Annotated in this window: 19 protein-coding genes; 9 read left to right on the forward strand and 10 right to left on the reverse strand. The window is 44.5% G+C overall.

Translation table 11 applies throughout. From position 1 onward, the window contains the following. Positions 1-346: 346 nt before the first annotated feature. Positions 347-1,006 (reverse strand): NAD(P)H-binding protein, encoded by a 660-nt coding sequence (locus QT998_RS13740; RefSeq protein WP_194067395.1) that lies wholly within the window; start codon positions 1,004-1,006, stop codon positions 347-349. Between the two features lie 121 nt (positions 1,007-1,127). On the opposite strand from QT998_RS13740, the gene QT998_RS13745 reads away from it, so the two are divergent. Then, complete coding sequence (locus QT998_RS13745; RefSeq protein WP_333114941.1) at positions 1,128-1,844, forward strand: DUF1997 domain-containing protein; 717 nt, start codon at positions 1,128-1,130, stop codon at positions 1,842-1,844. 170 nt (positions 1,845-2,014) lie between these two features. On the opposite strand, the gene QT998_RS13750 is transcribed toward QT998_RS13745, so the two are convergent. Continuing rightward, the gene (locus tag QT998_RS13750; RefSeq protein ID WP_333114939.1) at positions 2,015-3,340 is read right to left on the reverse strand and encodes an O-antigen ligase family protein; all 1,326 of its coding nucleotides are present in this window, start codon (positions 3,338-3,340) and stop codon (positions 2,015-2,017) included. Further along, complete coding sequence (locus QT998_RS13755; RefSeq protein WP_333114938.1) at positions 3,340-3,924, reverse strand: PEP-CTERM sorting domain-containing protein; 585 nt, start codon at positions 3,922-3,924, stop codon at positions 3,340-3,342. Before QT998_RS13755 ends, QT998_RS13750 begins: the two co-directional genes overlap by 1 nt. Before the next feature lie 28 nt (positions 3,925-3,952). Here QT998_RS13755 and QT998_RS13760 point away from each other — a divergent pair, with 28 nt between their 5' ends. Together QT998_RS13760 and QT998_RS13765 are read left to right on the forward strand one after the other, a co-directional pair. Then, positions 3,953-4,366: a hypothetical protein gene (locus QT998_RS13760; RefSeq protein ID WP_333090653.1), complete on the forward strand. Its 414-nt coding sequence runs from the start codon at positions 3,953-3,955 to the stop codon at positions 4,364-4,366. After that, positions 4,347-4,517, forward strand: coding sequence for a hypothetical protein (locus tag QT998_RS13765; protein ID WP_333114936.1), 171 nt, complete (start codon positions 4,347-4,349; stop codon positions 4,515-4,517). The genes QT998_RS13760 and QT998_RS13765 overlap by 20 nt, the downstream gene beginning before the upstream one ends. An 830-nt stretch (positions 4,518-5,347) precedes the next feature. Here the strand turns inward: QT998_RS13765 and QT998_RS13770 are convergent. Next, entirely contained in the window at positions 5,348-6,655 is a 1,308-nt protein-coding gene (locus tag QT998_RS13770) for a hypothetical protein (protein ID WP_333114934.1), read from the reverse strand. Positions 6,656-6,911: 256 nt separating this feature from the next. Then, entirely contained in the window at positions 6,912-7,124 is a 213-nt protein-coding gene (locus QT998_RS13775; RefSeq protein WP_333114932.1) for a hypothetical protein, read from the reverse strand. Positions 7,125-7,709: 585 nt separating this feature from the next. Here QT998_RS13775 and QT998_RS13780 point away from each other — a divergent pair. Continuing rightward, complete coding sequence (locus QT998_RS13780; protein WP_333114930.1) at positions 7,710-7,883, forward strand: hypothetical protein; 174 nt, start codon at positions 7,710-7,712, stop codon at positions 7,881-7,883. 121 nt (positions 7,884-8,004) lie between these two features. On the opposite strand, the gene QT998_RS13785 is transcribed toward QT998_RS13780, so the two are convergent. Both QT998_RS13785 and QT998_RS13790 read right to left on the reverse strand, forming a co-directional pair. After that, positions 8,005-8,667 carry a hypothetical protein gene (locus QT998_RS13785; RefSeq protein WP_333114929.1) on the reverse strand — a complete coding sequence of 221 codons (663 nt, stop codon included), beginning with the start codon at positions 8,665-8,667 and terminating at the stop codon, positions 8,005-8,007. Positions 8,668-9,245: 578 nt separating this feature from the next. Continuing rightward, a complete protein-coding gene (locus QT998_RS13790) occupies positions 9,246-10,277 on the reverse strand; it encodes a YihY/virulence factor BrkB family protein (protein WP_333114927.1) in 1,032 nt (343 codons plus the stop codon). 151 nt (positions 10,278-10,428) lie between these two features. On the opposite strand from QT998_RS13790, the gene QT998_RS13795 reads away from it, so the two are divergent. Beyond that, positions 10,429-11,067 (forward strand): hypothetical protein, encoded by a 639-nt coding sequence (locus tag QT998_RS13795; protein WP_333114925.1) that lies wholly within the window; start codon positions 10,429-10,431, stop codon positions 11,065-11,067. Positions 11,068-11,328: 261 nt separating this feature from the next. On the opposite strand, the gene QT998_RS13800 is transcribed toward QT998_RS13795, so the two are convergent. After that, positions 11,329-11,529, reverse strand: a complete 201-nt coding sequence (locus QT998_RS13800) for a hypothetical protein (RefSeq protein ID WP_333114923.1) — start codon at positions 11,527-11,529, stop codon at positions 11,329-11,331. A 51-nt stretch (positions 11,530-11,580) separates the two neighbouring features. Beyond that, positions 11,581-12,717 carry a threonine synthase gene (gene thrC, locus QT998_RS13805; RefSeq protein WP_442921553.1) on the reverse strand — a complete coding sequence of 379 codons (1,137 nt, stop codon included), beginning with the start codon at positions 12,715-12,717 and terminating at the stop codon, positions 11,581-11,583. Positions 12,718-12,837: 120 nt separating this feature from the next. On the opposite strand from thrC, the gene QT998_RS13810 reads away from it, so the two are divergent. The 4 genes from QT998_RS13810 to QT998_RS13825 all read left to right on the forward strand — a co-directional run bounded on the left by QT998_RS13810 (position 12,838) and on the right by QT998_RS13825 (position 17,019). Beyond that, on the forward strand, positions 12,838-13,125 hold the full coding sequence (locus tag QT998_RS13810; RefSeq protein WP_194009179.1) for a hypothetical protein: 288 nt from the start codon (positions 12,838-12,840) through the stop codon (positions 13,123-13,125). Between the two features lie 266 nt (positions 13,126-13,391). Next, a complete protein-coding gene (locus QT998_RS13815) occupies positions 13,392-14,441 on the forward strand; it encodes a fatty acid desaturase (RefSeq protein ID WP_194067409.1) in 1,050 nt (349 codons plus the stop codon). Between the two features lie 194 nt (positions 14,442-14,635). Further along, positions 14,636-16,138 carry an AAA family ATPase gene (locus tag QT998_RS13820; RefSeq protein ID WP_333090636.1) on the forward strand — a complete coding sequence of 501 codons (1,503 nt, stop codon included), beginning with the start codon at positions 14,636-14,638 and terminating at the stop codon, positions 16,136-16,138. Then, complete coding sequence (locus tag QT998_RS13825; protein WP_333090635.1) at positions 16,138-17,019, forward strand: ParB/Srx family N-terminal domain-containing protein; 882 nt, start codon at positions 16,138-16,140, stop codon at positions 17,017-17,019. The genes QT998_RS13820 and QT998_RS13825 overlap by 1 nt, the downstream gene beginning before the upstream one ends. Positions 17,020-17,409: 390 nt before the next feature. On the opposite strand, the gene QT998_RS13830 is transcribed toward QT998_RS13825, so the two are convergent. After that, a complete protein-coding gene (locus tag QT998_RS13830; protein WP_333114919.1) occupies positions 17,410-18,717 on the reverse strand; it encodes a voltage-gated chloride channel family protein in 1,308 nt (435 codons plus the stop codon). Positions 18,718-18,770 lie beyond the last annotated feature (53 nt).

Below are 18,770 nucleotides of genomic sequence, written 5' to 3' on the forward strand. Positions count from 1 at the left end.
CAATTTCATCGCTAGCGAAAGGAATGCCCCTGCGAAGGATAAAACTAAAACTCTGGGCGAGAGCAAATGCCCTTAACCACGAAATCGGATAGGGGAACCAAGCTGGCCACTTGAGAGTTTTCATGCTGGGAGAGGGAAATTTCAACGGCGGATGATAAAACTATTAAGATTTTGTCAGATTTGGCGATCGAAAAATTGCTGCAGGGTGCGAAGCCTCAATTTTCGATCGGGGCACTGAAGATTTGAGATTGACTCCACAGATGCAGGGTGCGCCAGCCCAAATTTTTGACTCAACTCGAATAGTTGTTTTTGCCTGACGCACCGAACCCAAACAAGCTTAATTCAATCAAACCACACCGGCAAACAACTCCTCAAAACTCTTTTGTGGGGCATCCGGCTTCGCCACAATTTCCACAATCTTGTTGCGAGAAGTCGGCTCAAACAGCGCCTCCACGCAGACTTGAGCTACCTTAGTGCGAGGAATGCTGTTCTCAAACAGTGTATCCGCACTGCTCATGACGATCGCATCTGAATTATCCTCATTTTTGAGACCGCCCGGTCGGACGATCGTATAAGTCAAGCCGCTTTTTTGCAAATACTCCTCCGCCTGTTTTTTCCACACCAGAATCAGCCAAAACAGATTTAGCGGGTGAAAAAACTGAGAAACGCACAGAGAAGTCACCAGCACAAAATGCTCAATTCCCTGAGCCTTAGCGGCCTCCACCAAATTTTTAGTACCTTCAAAATCCACCTTGTAAGGCCCTGTCGGGTCAAAACCAGGGGCCGCCCCCGTCGCGCACAGCAACACCGTACTATCGCCGATCGCGTCGCGCAGAGAAGTCGCATTTAATACATCCCCTGTCACTAACTCAGCCTCCGGTGGTAAAATCTGTCTAGCCGTCTCCAAATTTCGGACTAAAGCGCGCACGGGAATGCCTCGCTTGACCAATTCTGTGACAATTCGGCGGCCAGTCTGGCCTGTGGCTCCTGCTACAAATGCTTTCATAAGTCAGGTTATGCTGTTCTTGGGTAAATTTTGTTGCAATCTATTTCCCAATTGTAGGGAGGAAACTTCCTTACCGCATCCCCAAGCCGATCGATTGGCGTGTATTACAGGAGAGCATATTATGAAGCAGGATTCCGCTGAATATCAAACTACTGTTGAAGCTTCTGACGAAAATTGCTACCCAGATGCGAGTTTCCGACAGCCCGAAAGTGGAAGTGCGGATGCAGCAGAGGAAGTTGAGCCGATTTGGTTTCACGCCCATTTTGAAGACAGCATGGAGATGTACGCCGATGCTGCTACGGTGGCTGAGCATTTGAACAATCACAAGAGTTGGTTTTGTCAGTGCGCTTGGCCGATGAAAGCTGAGCCGATCGGCGAAAACGGCTACGATCTATTAATCGGGCGTTTTGGGGCTTTCGGCTACCGAGTTGAAGCGAGAATCGGTTTAGAGTTGCTGCCGCCGGACGCTGAAGGCTGCTATTTGATTAAGACAATCCCGGTTCCGAACTATACCGCGCCCGGATATGAAGTGGATTTTCGATCGGCAATGAACCTAGTAGAGATACCGTCTGACGAATTTGCCGCCGATTGGCCCGCGTCGGAACGCGCGAAGCTACCGCCTGCGATTACCAGTGCCGCGTGGAAGCTGGATTTGGCCGTGGGGGTTTGCTTCCCTAAGTTTATTCGATCGATGTCTCAACCATTAATAGAAAAAACCGGCGATGCGCTTTTGGAAAAAATCATCAAACAAGTTAACCGCCGCTTAACCTATAAAACTCAGCTTCTTTTTCACGAAAGTTTGAACATTCCTTTTCCCAAAAATCCTAAAAAACACTAACAAAACTTGCGCCCAAACTCACCTCATCCGGTGCTAGGGGCGCATTTTACCCTAAATATTACGAGCTTTCTGGCGGCTTTATCCTGACTAGATATCTTGCACTCAATCGCTTTCAAATTATTCAAACATCTGCGTTTATCTGTGTTTATCTGCCTGACATCTGCGGCTTCTCAATCCAGCAAACACTTAGGCAAGAAGTCTAATCTTCTTTTCTCACTACCTTGAGAACAAAAATGTTTAACTCCAGCAAAACTGAGCGTCCACCATACCATATATGCGTATTGAGCGCAGTCGAACCAAGTCACAGCGAAAACCAGATAAGCAATAGCAACTGCTGCCATCCCACCAATCGAGCATTGGAGCGCTAAATATAAATAATATCCCCAAAGTGCGATGCCAACAATCAGTCCCAAAACACCAACTGAAACCGTTGTATCCAAAATCAAATTGTGAGCTTTATAAGTAGGAATTTCTCTGGTGCTAATTTCAGCTTTTATGTTAATATAGTCGTAGGTAAACTCGTTCAAGTTGACAACTATAGGAGTTACTTGAGGATTCCTGATATAGGGATAGGCAATCCCTAATCCGTCGAATCCCCATCCAAATAACGGGCGCTTTTTGATGCCTCTAGCTGCAAGTTCCCACATCGGGGAACGGCTGGACATGACTTGTTCGATGCTCGGTTTTTGCCAGTTGAGGGGTCGGTTGACGGTCATGATGCCCACAGCGAGGGCTCCCATCAGGGCTATACCGGTGAGAATTTTGTAATAAGGGCGATCGAGCAAATAAGCACTGGCAACAATCAAAGCTACAATTGCACTGCGGGTAGAAGTTAGCAGCAGTGCCGGAACAGTTAAAATCAAAGTAATTACAGTTAATTTAGTAGAGGTAAATCTCCAAAACCAACCGACAATCGCAGTAATCGCCGTCAACACTAAAACTATGGATGCGTGTCCGCGATGGGAGTACAATCCTATAGGTTGCTGTCCTTGAAAAATGCTGCTGGCTAGAACATCTTCTCTGATTAGTCTGCCCATTGTAGCGGTGTAGTCAATCCGCCAGTCAATAATTTGAGGAAAGATACTCAGAGAAAGGATGATGCCACCAATTAGCAATCCTTGGAATTGGGAATTGATCATTTGCGGGCGTGCGATTAGAAGCAAACTGTTGCTGAGAGTGAAGGCGGCGATTAACAGCCAGTAAAGCCAACCGTCGCCCATTTGGTCTTGACCGAAAAAAGATGTTAAAGGAAAGGGACTGTGCAGGGTAGAGATGGCTCCTATTGAGAGAAATATCGTCCAAAGTATGAAGCTATTTTTCCAGTTTTGGGGAATCGTGAGGGATTTTTTTTGGGATAATAAAAGGGCGATGTTGAGGGAAATTATTAGCCAAATAATCAATACTTTGGGCGATGTCCAGATGAGGCCGCGGGTAGTTCCCCAGGGGTTGATGAGGATGATGCTGAGGGCATACAGGATGGTGTAGAGCGTTTTCATTACTCTTTGGTTTTCCTGTTTTTGAGCTTGAGAAGTAGACCTAATCCGCTGAGTGCCAAGAGAGTGCCTAATCCGGTGGTTGGTTCAGGAACGGCTTCGGCGGGGAGGGCGTCGTCGTCAGGGTTTTTAGTTTTGGAGGCTAGGGAGTTGTTATCCTCTGAGGCTAGTCCTGGGTATTCAAGTAAGTCGCCGCTGATGCCTGCTAAATCAAGTTCATTTTCGTTACTGTCAGTTGATGATAATTCTGGGTCTTCCAGTAAGTCGCCACTGATGCTGGCTAAATCAATTTGGTTTTCGTTACTGTCGGTTGATGATAGTTCTGGGTCTTCCAGTAGGTCGCCGCTGATGCTTGCTAAATCTACTTGGTTTTCGTTGTCTGTTGATGATAGTTCTGAATCAAGAAGTAGATTGCTGCTGACCTCAGTTAAATCTACCTTCTTTTCGCTGCTAGGAGTTGATGATAGTTCAGGATTTTCTAGTAGTTCGCCACTGATGCTAGCTACGTTTACATCTGCATAGTTGTTGGCAGTTGATGATAGTTCAGGACTGACAAGTAAGTCGCGGCTGACGCTAGCTACGTCCACGTAATCGGTGGCATAGTTATTGTTACCTTTGGCAGCATTTTTTAAAAGTGGCGTCTGGGGTAAGGTAAGGGCATTAGCGCTTCTGAGAGAAGAAGCGGGAACCGCCCGAATCGGACGACCGCCACCCCTGGGACTCGGTGCTGGACGCGGACTCGGTGCTGGACGCGGACTCGGTGCTGGACGCGGACTCGGTGCTGGACGCGGACTCGGTGCTGGACGGGGACTCGGTGCTGGACGCGGACTCGGTGCTGGACGCGGACTCGGCGCTGGACGCGGGCTGGGGATGGGAGTAGGCGATGGTGTTGGTGTTGGTGATGGTGATGGTGATGGTGATGGTGATGATGATGCCACACAACCAATGCCACCGCCACCGCTGCTACTGCTGGCGATAATCGTGCTACCGCTTTTAGGAGAGAAACCTGGTGGACAAAGTGCACGTTGAGGTGGATTTAGATTTGGAATTGGTGGAAATGGATTTGGAATTGGATTTGGAATTAGAAATGGAACTGGAGTCGGAGTTGGCTTTGGAACGGGAACAGGTACGGGTTTTTTATTTTTATCAGGAACATATTTGTACACCCAACCCCATTTGACTCCGTTATAAATCGTGATTTCTTGTGCCTTGTATGGATTCGATTGAGCGAGGTAAAGTTCCGCAGTCCAGAAATAATCTTGAGTTAAATTTATGATATTACTGGGTCGATAAGGGCGATCTTCAAATAAACCATTTGGCTGTATGAAATTACCAGAACCATAGTATGGAGTGAAATTATTGCTACCATTACGAATGTTGTCAATATAGCTTATCGTATTACCGACACTTCCAATTCCATACGGGTAGTTAGTGGTAACCCGCTGAATCCAATATAAATTTTGGCTATTCTTAGGATCCGGCTGTCTTTTGCTTCCTTTTAGGGGAACGTAATTCAAACTAATTGTAGAGCCAATTCCCCCCAGCTTTTGGGTCAGTGGATTCTGCTTACTTGTTGGAGTTACTTTAGTCCCCAAACCACAATCGGTGTCAATACCGCATGGGTACTGAAGCCTTACATTAAAACTCCCTTTTAAATTCTTTCCTTTCTTAAAAGTCCAACCTGTTGCTACGTTGTAAGTTGTTCTGAGAGTGTCTAGGAAGCTAAGCTGTTTGTACCTCCTCGTTTTATCTCGCTAACGAAGAGGTTAGCCTTATTTAAGTTAATAGGCCCATCGGGATCTAGTGCAATTAAAGAAGTATAGCCTGTTCCATTGGGCAACTTAGATTTAGATATGAGTATTCCTGCATTCTGTCTGAGAGTAAACGCACTACTAGATTGCCCGAAAAGCATGATAATGGAGCTAGTTGATAATACGAAGAAAAGTTTTCTGAATTGCATTTTTTTCACCTATTGGGCAAATCAAACAAAAAGAAATAGTGATTCGCCATTCAAAGCTCGATTAAGCGGAATTCAACAAAGGGAGTATCCACCCACCCAGTCCAAACTTTTTCTATTGGCCGACTTTCAATCAAATTCCCTGCAAGGTTTTTCTTCGGTATGGTATCACTCGTATTGTAATACTGGAAGCGGAAGTGATATATACCTGGCTTGAGTTTGTCAAAAGAGCAATGGCCACCATATCCGCTAGAGATACCAAGCGAAAATTGGCTATGGTTAGTCCAGAAGAGGCTGATATCTGGAAAAAATGTCACACTCTTTCCAGGTGTGACTAACAGAAAGTCAGATTCTTCAGGCCCTCTCATCCAGTCGGTAGCATAGCCTCTTCGCTGTACCTGACCATCTGGCATTATAAGTTCTGGGTAAAAACTGCCATAAAAGCTGAAGTAAAATGGGGTTGGTGTGTTGTTGGTAATCCGCATACCAATCTGTACAGATTGGTAGGAATTGTCATTCTTATGTGGCAGGGTTAACAATTGCTCCGGTATGAAAGTTTCAAAACGAATACCATCTACTTCCACGGCGCTGTTATTCAATCCCACAGGTTGAAGTAGGCGAAAATTAGCGAAGGGAGTTACCAACTGACCTCTCCCAGTTACTTCTATTCTCTCTAGAGGCACTTCTTTTCCATCTAGTAGTTCTTTAATATTAAAAACAGTAAAGGGATTTGTGTATACTATTGTCCCCGTCGGAGTTTCATAAGTGAATCGAACCTGATATTCCCCAGACCCCAGAGTATCAAAAGACCAAACTTTATCGATATCAATAGGGCTTTTATCGTAGGTGGGGCGATGTAATATCAGTTGAAGTAAATTATTTTGCCAAGACAGTCTTCCCTCCATAGAGGTGGATATCTGCTGTCTGACCCCAACTAACGAGCCATGATATTCTCCGTTCCCAATTTGCCTATTTATCGGTTCTCTTCGGTGCAGTGCTTGACCATCTGGTCCGAATATTTCTGGAATTAAAGCATCATAATCTATAGCCAAGGGAACAGGGGCTGGTGTATTATTAGTAAGGCTGACAGTAAAGCTGAATTCAGCAGTGACACCGGGCTTGTTTTCGGGGATGGATATTGCCACAATTTTTGGCCATTCCATTTTCAGTTGAAGGCTATTTTCTTTCAGTTGAAGGTCATTTTGTTTAACTTGATTGCTGCGTTTAGATTTTCTAGATGCCATCTTTTTTACATTTTCAAGTTGTGAATTTTCATTGCCAACAGCTTGTATACTTCCATAGGTTACTACCAGGAGCGCCGCCATTACTAAAGTTAATAAAAACCGGAAAAAATACCTCATTGCTCGCCCTCTCAATTACCGGACAATCAGCGAACAAACCAGAACCACACCGCCGCACCAATTACCGTCAACTAAAATAATTTACCGCCACCGCTAGAAGGTCGGGGCTGCTTAACTAAAGTGTATCGATAATATCCTAAAACAGGCTGACAATCATTTCGAGCCGACGCAGAACTAGGCCAATGTGACGAAGAAGAATTTGACCAATAATTGGACGGCATATTCTGAATTCTACCGGGGGACAACCATAGGATAATTACAGTTTTAAACGCTCTGGCAAGTGCTGTTGAGAGGCAATTTCCTTTTTAGTCGCTGCCACAAACTCATACTTCAGATCGATGGTGGGAGTTGGGTTAATTGTGTGATGGCAACTGCTACAAAACTGATTGCTAGCTAGCAAAAGATGGTTGTCTGCAATCACGTCTGTCGCAGTAATGTTTTTACCGTAAGCTTGTCCCCAGTAGTTCATAAGTCCTCCTGATGCCCCTGATTATAAATGAAAAGATTGATAACGATGCCACAAATGTATCTAGTTAAAAGCTCAATCAAAAATAGACAACATCATTAAGCTTTGTAACTGTTCTATTTACACGACTTAACGGCTGGACTGAATTTCGATTACAAACACGCGATCGACATTATTAGAGTACAGCATCAGTATTTTTACTGAACTTTTTGATGTTCATATTAAATCCCAAATTTATGCTCAACCGGGTATTTATATGTAGGTACAGTGAAGTTAAGTTTACAGAATATTTACAATATACTCCGTTGACTTCACACAATCTTCAAAAGTAATTGTTGCCTAGGATTATAAATTCTATCCGGTAGACTAGAAAATTGGTGATTTTACAGCGGCACAAAATACAACTTCGTCTCTAACCTTGCTTAAGTAAGTCTAATTTTTTTATGTAAGTAGTTTTACTTAAATGTGTGATGCAAGCCGAAACGTCGATTCCCTACGGGATAGCTGCGCTTCACGCACTTGTTGTACAATGGAACTCAAAAAGTCGATTCCCTACGGGATAGCTGCGCTTCACGCACTTGTTGTACAATGGAAATCAAAAAGTCGATCGCACGTTTGGACAATTTACTCAAAAAGTCGATCGCACGTTTGGACAATTTACTCAAAAGGTCGATTCCCTACGGGATAGCTGCGCTTCACGCACTTGTTGTACAATGGAACTCAAAAGGTCGATCGACAACAAACAGACAACAACCTTCTTAATAAATACCTTTAAATTTAATTTTTGGGGCAGACTCTCCAGCCCACCCCACTCATGGTTTTAAGAAACAGGATGGTGAAAATTAGATCCACACCAACTTATCTTAATATCTGACGCTTAAATTTACTTCCGCACCATCATGGACTCGATCGCAGCATTCGGCTGATACTTGTTAGTCTCATAAAATCCATTTTTGCCAGCACCGTAAACTCCAGCAAATTGCTTTCCATCAGCTTTGGGAACAAACATAATTTTTCGAGTCGGTTGTTTAGCAAAAACCGCTCCTTCTCTCATTTCATTGTCCACATTATAAGATAAAGTAGCCTTGCCGTAAATTGCTTCTGCTTTTTTCAAAGTCATTGCCGGCCCGACGCCCTCAAGTGTTTTATAATTGGGGTTGTCAGTCATCAGAAGTTCAATAACATCGGTATCTTTGAGCTTTGTACCGGCAGCGTAGATAATCCGATACTGCACTTTGCCCGATCGACTAATCGCCACTGCATCAAAGTCTACCATAAAAGGAGACTCTACCTTAAACTGTGCGGTGGAACCGAGAGCTTGTTTCAGTTGTCGGAAAGTCATTCCCACTTTTGCTTCGCCAATTGCCCGATCGCTAATTGCTACACTTGTAGAGGAAGGTTTTGTCGCAGCATTAGCCGTTTCCCCCAGCTTATGTGCGCCCCCACGCGCCACAGCAGCGCCGGGAATCGACACGAAGGTGAGGTAACTGCCGATCGCCAGCAAAACAGCTATCATCGATCCAGATAAAATTTTTAGATTCAACATGAGTAATTCCTCAAGATTTCAACTTCGATTATCAACCCGCATCTTCTTAACAGTTTTCGGGATAACTTTGTTAGTTTGGATTCTCCGAGGTGTTGGCCTCTTGACATTCCTTCCCGGCGGTGTTATTTGGGTACTGATTTTTTTGTCTTTTGTTACGGGTATCCTCAGCACTTTACTGCGCCGATAACCAGACATCCGGTATTTATTGCCTTTCTCAAAAAGGTGAAAAGTCAGTCGATTTTAGATTTGAGATTTTAGATTGGGGATTTAAAAATTTTAGACTTTAGATTGTGGGATTGAGCGATTGAGAAAACGATCGATCGATACCTCATATCAAATTCTCTCTTCATCGGAATAGTAAATTCACTGTTGACTGTTGACTGTTGACTGTTGACTGTTGACTGTTGACTGTTGTTATTTGTTGTTTGTTATTTGTTATTTGTTATTTGTTGGTTGCAATGCCCAATCCCTCCGCTTCGCTCCGCCCAATGCCCTGTTTGGCCAATGCCCAATGCCCTGTTTGGCCAATGCCCAATGCCCTGTTTGCCCAATGCCCTATACCCTGTTTGCCCAATGCCCTATACCCTATACCCTATCGATTGTTTCATGGCTTTTCCTACTGTCACGTTTAACTGAGCTCCGAGCAACATCGCCAAAGAAGAAAGATCGAGCCACAACAGCAACATAATAAAAGTGCCGATCGTCCCGTAAGCCCAAGTGAAATTGCTCAAATGCACAACATAAAACCGAAACAAAGCCGAAAACAGCGCCCACAAAATAGCAGCAAAAACTGCTCCCGAAAAAATCGGAATATCGGCTTGGTGGCGGCTGGGCCCGTAGCGATAAACAAAGGCAAAGGCAACTGATACAATCCCTAAAGCAATCGGCCACCGCCACAGCCCCCAAACAGCTAATAGTTGCGACTCTAAAGGGCAGTTTTTGGCTAGCAGCAAGCAATTTTGGACATCTTTTAAATTGCAATTGGCGACGGACTCCAACAGGCAACTCTGGCGGGCAATAGCTTGTACAATTAAGTCGCTGACAAATATGGCTGCCGATGCTATAATTAACAGCACAATTGTACCGATACTCAGACCTATAGAAATGAGTTTCGCTTTCACAAAAGATCGAGTTCGATCGCTAGGGATTTTATGGATGCGATCGAGAGCAGCCATCGCCGCGCTCATGACTCCAGAAAATGCCCACAGCGACACTACAAAACTCACGGAAAACAGCCCTTTATTGCGAGTTAACAGAATTTCTTTGATGACGCCACGAATCAAATTGCGAATGTCATCGGGTATGACTTCCCCCAAAAGACCGGCGATTTGATACAGTGTTGACTGCAAAGGTTCAAAAAGGGCGATCGCCGACAACACCGCCAATAGCCCCGGAAATAGCGCCAGTATAGAATTGTAGGCCATTTCTGCTGACAGCCCCGGCAAGCGCTGCTCTCCCGCTTGCGCGCCGACTTCCCTGAGCGTGCCCCAAGTCAAACACCGACAAAACACTAAAAAATCACTAAACTTTTTTGTGATGGCTCGAAGCTTCTTTAAAAGCGCCTTAAACAAAGCTAAACTCAGGTAGCGCAACCAGTAATAAATGTTCATAGGGCACAGGAAAGGGGAAAGGTGAAAATGCAAAATGGATGTACGGGCGATCTTCTTCGAGGGCTCCGCTAACGACAATTGGAAATCAAGAGCGTTAATTAATTAATTAAGCTATTACCCATTCTTCAATCTAAAATCTAAAATTAACAATATGGCTCAGGATGTCAGACAGTGGTTAGATGAAATTAAGCGGCTGCAACAGCAGTTAACAGAGGTTTCGCGCGATCGCGATGATGCCGGTGAAAGTGCGGCTCAGTGGCGACAGCTTTACAATACAGAAGCCGAACAGCGCCGGAATGATGCTAAATTAACTCAGCAAAGCATCGCTGCTTTGGAAGCACAAATAGAAGAGTTACAAAGTTTTTCGCCGATTGCGCCCGAAGGCGAAGATGCTGGAATTGCTCGCCAGCAGGAAGTCGCACAACTGCAAACAGTGGGCGAACTTAAAGCTAAGTTAGCAGAAGTTCTCGAAGAGCGCGATCGGGCGATCGAACAAATTAAACAATTGAGTCAAGCCCTCAAACAAGAAGAAGCCCGTCACGCCGATACTAGCAGGAATTTAACCACCGCCCTCGGAGACGCAGTTGACTTGCTGGCGAAAGCACAAACTGTTCCTACTACCAAAATGGAAACACCAGCATATTCTCTTGAAATAGTACCTACTCGCACTGCAAATCCCGGCGAAACTGCGATCGAAATTCGTCAAAATCCCGCTCCAACCGGTAGAAATTCCGCTCAGCTTCCACCTTCTAAAAACCAGTTAATAGATTTACCGCCCTTTGGGAATTAGAAATGAGCAAAGTGACTTGTGGCGAACATTTGTTGGACGGTTAGATTTTGCGCGATCGACTAATATAACAAAAACGGTTCGTACATATGAACTTTATTCCACAAAAAAAGAACTACTAATATAACAAAAACGGTTCGTAGTACGGACTTTATTCCGCACTACGAACCGACTTTATTCCGCACTACAAACCTGTAGTGTTGACTTTAACTGGTTCCCATGCTCCAGCGAAAGGAACCCATATCACTCTTGCTCTGCCTCGCTTTATGTAACTGTTTCCCAGATGGAGGTAGAGCCTCGCCTATCTGCGTTACCAGGCAGAGCCTGGTAACAAGAAGCAAGTAGTTTCTTCCTTCTTCCTTCTTCCTTCTTCCGACGGACATCGGACTTACATCCGTTACATCCGTTACATCCGTTACATCCCGTACATTGCTCGTTGCCGAACTTCCTTCTTCCGACGGACATAGGACTTACATCCGTTACATCCCGTACATTGCTCGTTGCCGAACTTCCTTCTTAAAATCCCATCGCCCCAGCTACAGCATCCAAACTAGGAGCAATTCCCTGTTTGAATTTGTTATTGCTGTGATTGATTGCTGTATCCGGGTCTTTTAAGCCGTTACCGGTGAGTACGCAAACCACTGTCGCTCCTGTCGGAACTTGGTCTTTTACCTTCAGCAAACCGGCTACAGAAGCGGCGCTTGCGGGTTCGCAGAAAATCCCTTCTTGGGATGCTAGCAGGCGGTAAGCGTCGAGAATTTCCTCATCCGTAACAGCACTAAAACTGCCACGGCTGGCTTCCGAAGCGGCGATCGCCTGTTTCCAGCTAGCAGGGTTGCCGATCCGAATTGCTGTCGCCAAGGTTTCCGGGTTCGCCACCGCTTTGCCGGTTACTAACGGCGCTGCTCCGGCTGCTTGAAATCCCATCATCTGCGGCAGGCGCGAACATTTTTTTGCTTGGTGGTATTGACAAAAACCCATCCAGTATGCTGTGATGTTTCCCGCATTTCCCACGGGAATGCACAGCCAGTCGGGCGCGTCGCCCAAAGCGTCCACTACTTCAAAGGCGCCGGTTTTCTGCCCTTCTAAGCGGTAAGGATTGACGGAGTTGACTAAAGTCACGGGATAGCTGACGGCCATTTCGCGGACGATTTCTAAGGCTCGATCGAAGTTTCCCCCAATCGCAATTACTTCGGCACCGTAAAGCAAGGCTTGCGCCAACTTGCCCAAAGCGACGTATCCTTCGGGAATCAGCACGAAAGCCCGCATTCCGCCGCGTCTGGCGTAGGCTGCCGCAGCGGCGGAAGTATTGCCGGTGCTGGCGCAAATTACTGCCTCTGCGCCGGCTTCCTTGGCTTTGGAAATTGCCATTGTCATCCCCCTGTCTTTGAAACTACCAGTGGGGTTGAGGCCGTCGTATTTGACCAGGACGCGCACCTCTCTACCGATGAGAGAGGCGATCGCCGGTGCTGGAATCAGGGGAGTGTTGCCTTCTTGGAGCGTCACTACGGGCGTGGTTTCCGTCACCGGCAGGTAGGGGCGATAAGCTTCGATCAAGCCAGGCCAACCGTAGCGTTTCGGCGAGGCTGCAGGGGCAGCGGAGTTAGCCGCGGAGTGAGTAGCAGAGTCAGTAGCAGGTAGGATCGGGGTCACGATGTCAATGGTTTTAGGCAATGGCCAAAGAATTTACACTAATTTTAGCTCGATCGGTTAATTTGATGTTTAATACGATCGGTTCAGGTTAAAGTAACTTAATGGTGTGAATGCGTAGATATGTCTACTCAATTACTAATGTCAAATAATTCATCCACTCTTTCCCGGCCTCAAATCACCGCGAGCCATCCCGAAACGGCTAGTCCTTCTGCCCGATCGACCTGCTTGACTCGCAAATTAGATTTGGTGAAGTGCCCCTACCAAGCCGATCAGCAAGTTAAGTTCCTGCACTTACAAGCGGAAATTGACTCCTTGCTGTTGCAGGTACAAACTCTCAAACAGCAGCGCTCTGTTGCTTGCTCTCAATTGGCGATCGAACACAATTCTGTTGTCAGCAACGGCAATTAGTAGTGACAACTCGTGCTAATTGTGCCGCCCCTGTGGTATAAAAAGTAAAGTTTTGTTAACCCCAGTTAACCTGAGTGTTTTTTAAACCAAAAGCGCTAGCCATTATCAACGGCGGCTAGCGATAGCTAGCATTTTCTAAAACGCCCCTGCCTGTTGTTCAACTCGTCTGTCCCTAGCTGACAGCGAGCTGATATTTTACTGTGCTTTTGTACTGCGTTAATTTTGTTAAGCCATCCACATGGCATACGGAGAATCGAAATCAATTTATGACAGCATCGATCGAAAAACCACTAAAATTGACATCCGCAAGTGACACTTCCAACCTGCGCCTCAAAGATATTCTCAAAACCCTGCCGCGCGAAGTGTTTGTCAAAAACCCCCGCAAAGCTTGGACAAAAGTCATCGTCAACGTTTTATTAGTAGCTGTCGGTTATGTTGGCATAGCAGTATCACCTTGGTATTTACTGCCCCTGATGTGGATTTTCACCGGTACCGGATTAACGGGTTTTTTTGTCATCGGCCACGACTGCGGCCACCGGTCATTTGCTAACCGCCGCTGGGTAAACGATTTAGTCGGACATCTGGCATTTTTGCCCTTAATTTTCCCGTTCCACGCATGGCGGCACGGACACAATTATCACCACAAGCATACCAACAAAATTGGCGAAGATAATGCTTGGCAGCCGATGACAGCAGCCGACTATGCTGCTGCACCCAAAGCTTTACAAATAGCTTATAGTTTAATCTTCGGCCCGATGTGGTGGGTTGGCTCGATCGCCCACTGGGCAAAAGTACACTTCATGTGGTGGCGCTTCAAAGGTCAACAGCGCGAACAAGTGCGGTTTTCAGTTTTGGTAGTTTTAATCGGTGCTGCGATCGGATTTCCGCTATTAATTGCCACCACAGGCATTTGGGGATTTGTCAAATTTTGGTTGCTGCCCTGGATGGTTTACCATTTCTGGATGAGCACTTTCACCATTGTTCACCACACAGCACCAGACATTTCCTTTAAACCAGCAGCAGAATGGAACGAAGCCCAAGCGCAACTATCGGGAACAGTTCACTGCGACTATCCCCGCTGGGTAGAGTTTTTGTGTCACGACATTAACGTCCACGTTCCGCACCACCTTTCAACAGCGATACCCTGGTACAACTTGCGCCTCGCCCACAGCAGCCTCAAGGAAAACTGGCAACCTCATCTCTACGAAACCAAGTTTTCTTGGTCTTTAATGAAGCGAATTGCCGACAACTGTCACCTGTACAATCCCGCAGGCGGCTATCTGACATTAGAGGAAGTTAACGCTCAAACCAAATAGTCAGCAGTCATTAGTTGTTGGGAATTGGTTAGTTGTTATTGGTTATTGGTTATTGGTTATTTGCTACGAATTCCCAATTCTCAATTCCCAATTCCCAATTCCCAATTCCCAATGACAACTAACAACTAACAATTAACAACTAACACCTAACAACTAACTATTAACAACTAACAATTAACAACTTATAAAATCCCTTGAGTTTTAATCCTAATAACTGTCGCAACGAAAGCGAAGTAGAAAGCAAACTCATTGTCACTTATCTGTTGCCAAAACTGGGCTATACCCCCGACAGTTGGCATCAAGAAATCGCCTTTGGGAATATTCGCCTAGACTTCCTCTCATTTCGCATCCAATACATCCCCTTAATGCTCGATGCAGACTCGCAGATGAGTATAGTCATCGAAGCCAAACATCCCAAGGAAAAATTAGACCGTCACGTCAGGAGACTGAAGCGTTACTTAACAAGTTTAAGCATTCGCTACGGAGTCATAACTAACGCTAAAGAAATTAGAATTTACGAAAAAGTCAGCGATGATATTCAGCTAGTTTTTCAGTGTGCCGGAGAAGAGCTAGAAACTAGACTTGATGAAATTATCGCTTTAATTGGCAGAGATAGTTTAAAATCTCTAAAAGCTCCAGAAAATCTCGAACAGGAAGATAGTAATATTGATTTATTAATTCCTGATTTAATTAACGAAGTATCAATACAACCGGACAATCTCGCCACCTCAGAGCCACAGTCAAGTGACATCTCAGAACCCCAAAAAATACCTGAAAATAATGCATTTAATCTGCAAGTTCAATCAGATGTAACTGTTTCCTCTAATAAGCCAAATACTATGAAAATAATTGCAGTCTACCACAACAAAGGCGGCGTTGGCAAAACTACAACAGTAGTCAATTTAGCGGCAGCGCTGAGCAAGGAAGGTAAAAAAGTTTTAGTCATCGACTTAGACAGTCAAGCAAATACAACCTTTGCAACTGGCTTGGTAAAATTTGATGATGAAGAACAAGACGATTTGAAAGATAGCAATATTCTTCACATTTTACAATCAGAAGATTTTTATTCAATAGCCGAAGTAGCACGCAAGTCTAATTTTTGCAATCCCGCCATTGATGTGGTTCCTTCCCACATCGATTTAATGTACTACGAAACGGAACTAAATCAACTAGATTACAGCCGCATGATTTTAATTCAAAAACTAGCGGAAGTTCAAGACAAGTACGATATTGTACTGATTGATACGCCGCCGTCTTTGAACTTTTATGCGAGAGTGGCGCTGATTGCTGCGGATTATTTGATTATTCCTTCTGACTTAAAACCCTTTGCCAATCAAGGACTGATTAATGTCAAGGATTTTATTAAAAAAGTTAATGGATTCAAGAAACAAATTGGCAAGAAACCTCTAGCAATTTTAGGAGTTCTGCCTTGCAAAATCTCGACAAATGCTAAATTTGTACAGTACAGTTTGCCGAAGCGGCGGGAAACAATTCCCCAACGTTACGGTATTGAAATTATGGACAGCGTGATTTACGAGAGAGATGATTTGGCTAAGTGTGCAGAACAAATTCAAATCGTGGGAGATATGGAAATTTCCGATCCGATTTCGGTACTGGACTTTAAGCCAGATTCCATCGCTGCTCAAGAATTTGAAATGCTAGCAGTAGAAGTTTTGGAAAAAACAGGTAAAAATTAATGAAAAAATTATTTCCGTCGCTGGTTGCGGTGAAAAAGATTGTATCTGCTGTGCCTTCTTCCAATTTTGCTCAGCCGGATTTGGAGAAATTAGCGAGACTGATTTTAAATTTGGGAGGATTGATTAATCCGATAATTGTTCGCCGCACGGGTATGGATTCCTACGAAATAGTAGATGGAAATTTTGAATTCTACGCGGCGGCGAGAGCAAAGGAAATTGAACCTTTCAAGGGCGAGACAATCGGTGCATTCATTCTGGAACCAGAAAATGAAGAACTTCTCCTCGCACAACTGGAAATTCTCAGAAGCGGCGCTGTCAGTGAGAGTAGGGGTGAAAGTGCAACTCCCGAAGAGTCATCTATAACTGAAAGTGTGGGTGAAAATCCGGTTTCGGAACCACCATCGAGTTTTGAGCAGCGGTTGATTAATATTGAAGCTAGGTTAGAAAATCAAATCAATGAATTGAAGGCGGAACACGCCCGCGAAAAACAGGTGTTGGCTGAGAGAATACAAGAAGTTGAAAATTTATTTTCCCAACAATTACCTCTGTTAATTGAGGCTGGGCTGGATCGCAGAATTGAGCGGTTGAAATTAGAGAGTGAAGCTGCAAAACCTCCGGCGGTAGAGCTGGAATCTGTTACACCGAGCTTGTCAGGTTCGATGCCGCTTTTGGAGGCATTGAATACTCAAGATAAAGCTCAACTGAAAGCGAGTTTAGAAGCCACTACGTTTTTGAAGGCTCCGGTGATACAATTAATACTTAAAGAACGAGATGTGCGCCCGTTTGTGTCCTTTGCTAATGTGGTGGAACGCATTAAGGGGTTAACGGACAAAACAATGATTAAAATTATTGATTATTGGCAAAATACTCATATGCTGTGATCTGTTTAAATTTCATTGTTGGGGCAGGCTAGAAGCTCGCCCCACAAGAGTTGAAATCCTAGTTGAAACCTGATTTTTGACAGGTAATTGACTAGGGCAAAAATACTTATCACTTGCAATTGCATTGTTGGGGCGGGCTTCTAGCCTATCCGACAAAATTTGAAACTGCCCGATCGCCTTTCATAGCAAAACATGGCCATCAGCAAGACTGGATAAACCGCGATTAAAAACCAACCTGCTGCTCAACAGATTTGCTTTTTAGCGTTTTCCAGCCAAATAACTAATACCAAAGCGACTAGCATCGCGATCGCGGGTTTATTTAACAGCGTAGGATCCGTAATCAGCATATGCGATTAACCGAACCATCTCAAATAAAGTTAACGGCCGCGACTACTTGATAGTTTTTTCTGCATCGAAAGAATTATTATTTGCATGATTTTGCAACTTTAACTCTTCTTGCATTGACATAAAAGAGTATTTACTCGAACTAATTCGCTGTGAACTATAAATGCCGGCATGACCTGAAAAAACATAGCTCATCACACAGGATATCGCAATAAATACCCCCGATTCGAGACCAAAAAGTTCAATTCCCATTAAAGTTGAGGCGATCGGTGTATTCGCCGCACCGCCAAAGACAGCAACAAATCCCATTCCTGCCAATAAAGGTGCTGGTAATGCCAAAATTAATGACAAAGCATTGCCTAATGTTGCACCAATAAAAAATAGAGGAGTCACTTCCCCTCCCTTAAAACCTGCCCCTAAAGTTAACGCAGTTAACACTATTTTTGCAGCAAAATCCCAAGGCGGTAACTGAGTGTTAAACGCATCGACAATAGTAGGAATACCCAAACCGATATATTTAGTCGATCCAATCGCCCACACACTCAGTGCGACAATCGCACCACCGATCGCAGTACGAAAAGGAGGATAGGATATTTTTGATTTAAAAAAGTGGCTTATTTGATGAGTGAGTCTGGCAAAAATCATCGCTACAATTCCGAAGATTGCACCAGCGATAATTGCAGAAATTAGCCCCATTGGAGTCATGGTGGGTACAAAGGTAGCATGGCGGTATGCTGTATGATGCAGACCCAATGCTAAGGTAACGCGATCGCCCACAACTGCTGCAACTAAACAGGGAAAAAGAGCATCATGTTGAATATTTCCAATTGCTAAAACCTCTAAACCAAAGATAGTTCCAGCTAAGGGAGTTCCGAAAACGGAAGCAAATCCACCACTGAGAGCAGACATTAATAAAATTCGTCGATTAGCGTGTTTAAAGCGGAATATTTTAGTTAATTGGTCGGCTAGTGATGCAGCAATTTGCAGTGCTGTCCCTTCACGACCTGCAGAACCCCCAAATAAATGAGTCATATCTGTACCTAGCAGTACCATCGGAGCCATCCGCAACGGAATAATATTTTTCGGGTTATGAATCTCTTCGAGTAAAAGATTATTTCCAGCTTCTACATTTTTTCCATATTGATCATAAATCCAACCACTTAAGAATCCAGCCAGGGGCAATAAGGCAATAATCCACAGATGAGACTCTCGCCAATTTGTTGCCCACTCTAAAGATGCTAGGAGAGCAGCAGAACCTAAGCCGGAAAGAATACCAACTAGACAAGAAATGATGAACCACTTACTGATTTTGACTAAGGCAATGAATTGCTCAAATTGCTCAAACCATTTCATAAAAAAAATTCCTATTTTTGAATTCGATTTTGGTGAATATTAAAGTAGCGAAA

Origin of the sequence: Microcoleus sp. S1D4 (genome assembly GCF_036700765.1) — a bacterium.
In the GTDB taxonomy this organism is placed as follows: Bacteria; Cyanobacteriota; Cyanobacteriia; order Cyanobacteriales; family Microcoleaceae; genus Microcoleus.

Excerpts from the sequence above, each read along its gene's own strand:
- QT998_RS13740 (WP_194067395.1), bottom strand. The coding sequence starts at position 1,006 with ATGAAAGCATTTGTAGCAGGAGCCACAGGCCAGACTGGCCGCCGAATT.
- QT998_RS13795 (WP_333114925.1), top strand. The coding sequence starts at position 10,429 with ATGGCTCAGGATGTCAGACAGTGGTTAGATGAAATTAAGCGGCTGCAA.
- QT998_RS13815 (WP_194067409.1), top strand. The coding sequence starts at position 13,392 with ATGACAGCATCGATCGAAAAACCACTAAAATTGACATCCGCAAGTGAC.
- QT998_RS13785 (WP_333114929.1), bottom strand. The coding sequence starts at position 8,667 with ATGTTGAATCTAAAAATTTTATCTGGATCGATGATAGCTGTTTTGCTG.
- QT998_RS13775 (WP_333114932.1), bottom strand. The coding sequence starts at position 7,124 with ATGAACTACTGGGGACAAGCTTACGGTAAAAACATTACTGCGACAGAC.
- QT998_RS13750 (WP_333114939.1), bottom strand. The coding sequence starts at position 3,340 with ATGAAAACGCTCTACACCATCCTGTATGCCCTCAGCATCATCCTCATC.
- QT998_RS13825 (WP_333090635.1), top strand. The coding sequence starts at position 16,138 with ATGAAAAAATTATTTCCGTCGCTGGTTGCGGTGAAAAAGATTGTATCT.
- QT998_RS13800 (WP_333114923.1), bottom strand. The coding sequence starts at position 11,529 with ATGTCCGTCGGAAGAAGGAAGTTCGGCAACGAGCAATGTACGGGATGT.
- QT998_RS13810 (WP_194009179.1), top strand. The coding sequence starts at position 12,838 with ATGTCTACTCAATTACTAATGTCAAATAATTCATCCACTCTTTCCCGG.
- QT998_RS13790 (WP_333114927.1), bottom strand. The coding sequence starts at position 10,277 with ATGAACATTTATTACTGGTTGCGCTACCTGAGTTTAGCTTTGTTTAAG.
- QT998_RS13780 (WP_333114930.1), top strand. The coding sequence starts at position 7,710 with ATGGAAATCAAAAAGTCGATCGCACGTTTGGACAATTTACTCAAAAAG.
- QT998_RS13770 (WP_333114934.1), bottom strand. The coding sequence starts at position 6,655 with ATGAGGTATTTTTTCCGGTTTTTATTAACTTTAGTAATGGCGGCGCTC.
- QT998_RS13830 (WP_333114919.1), bottom strand. The coding sequence starts at position 18,717 with ATGAAATGGTTTGAGCAATTTGAGCAATTCATTGCCTTAGTCAAAATC.
- QT998_RS13745 (WP_333114941.1), top strand. The coding sequence starts at position 1,128 with ATGAAGCAGGATTCCGCTGAATATCAAACTACTGTTGAAGCTTCTGAC.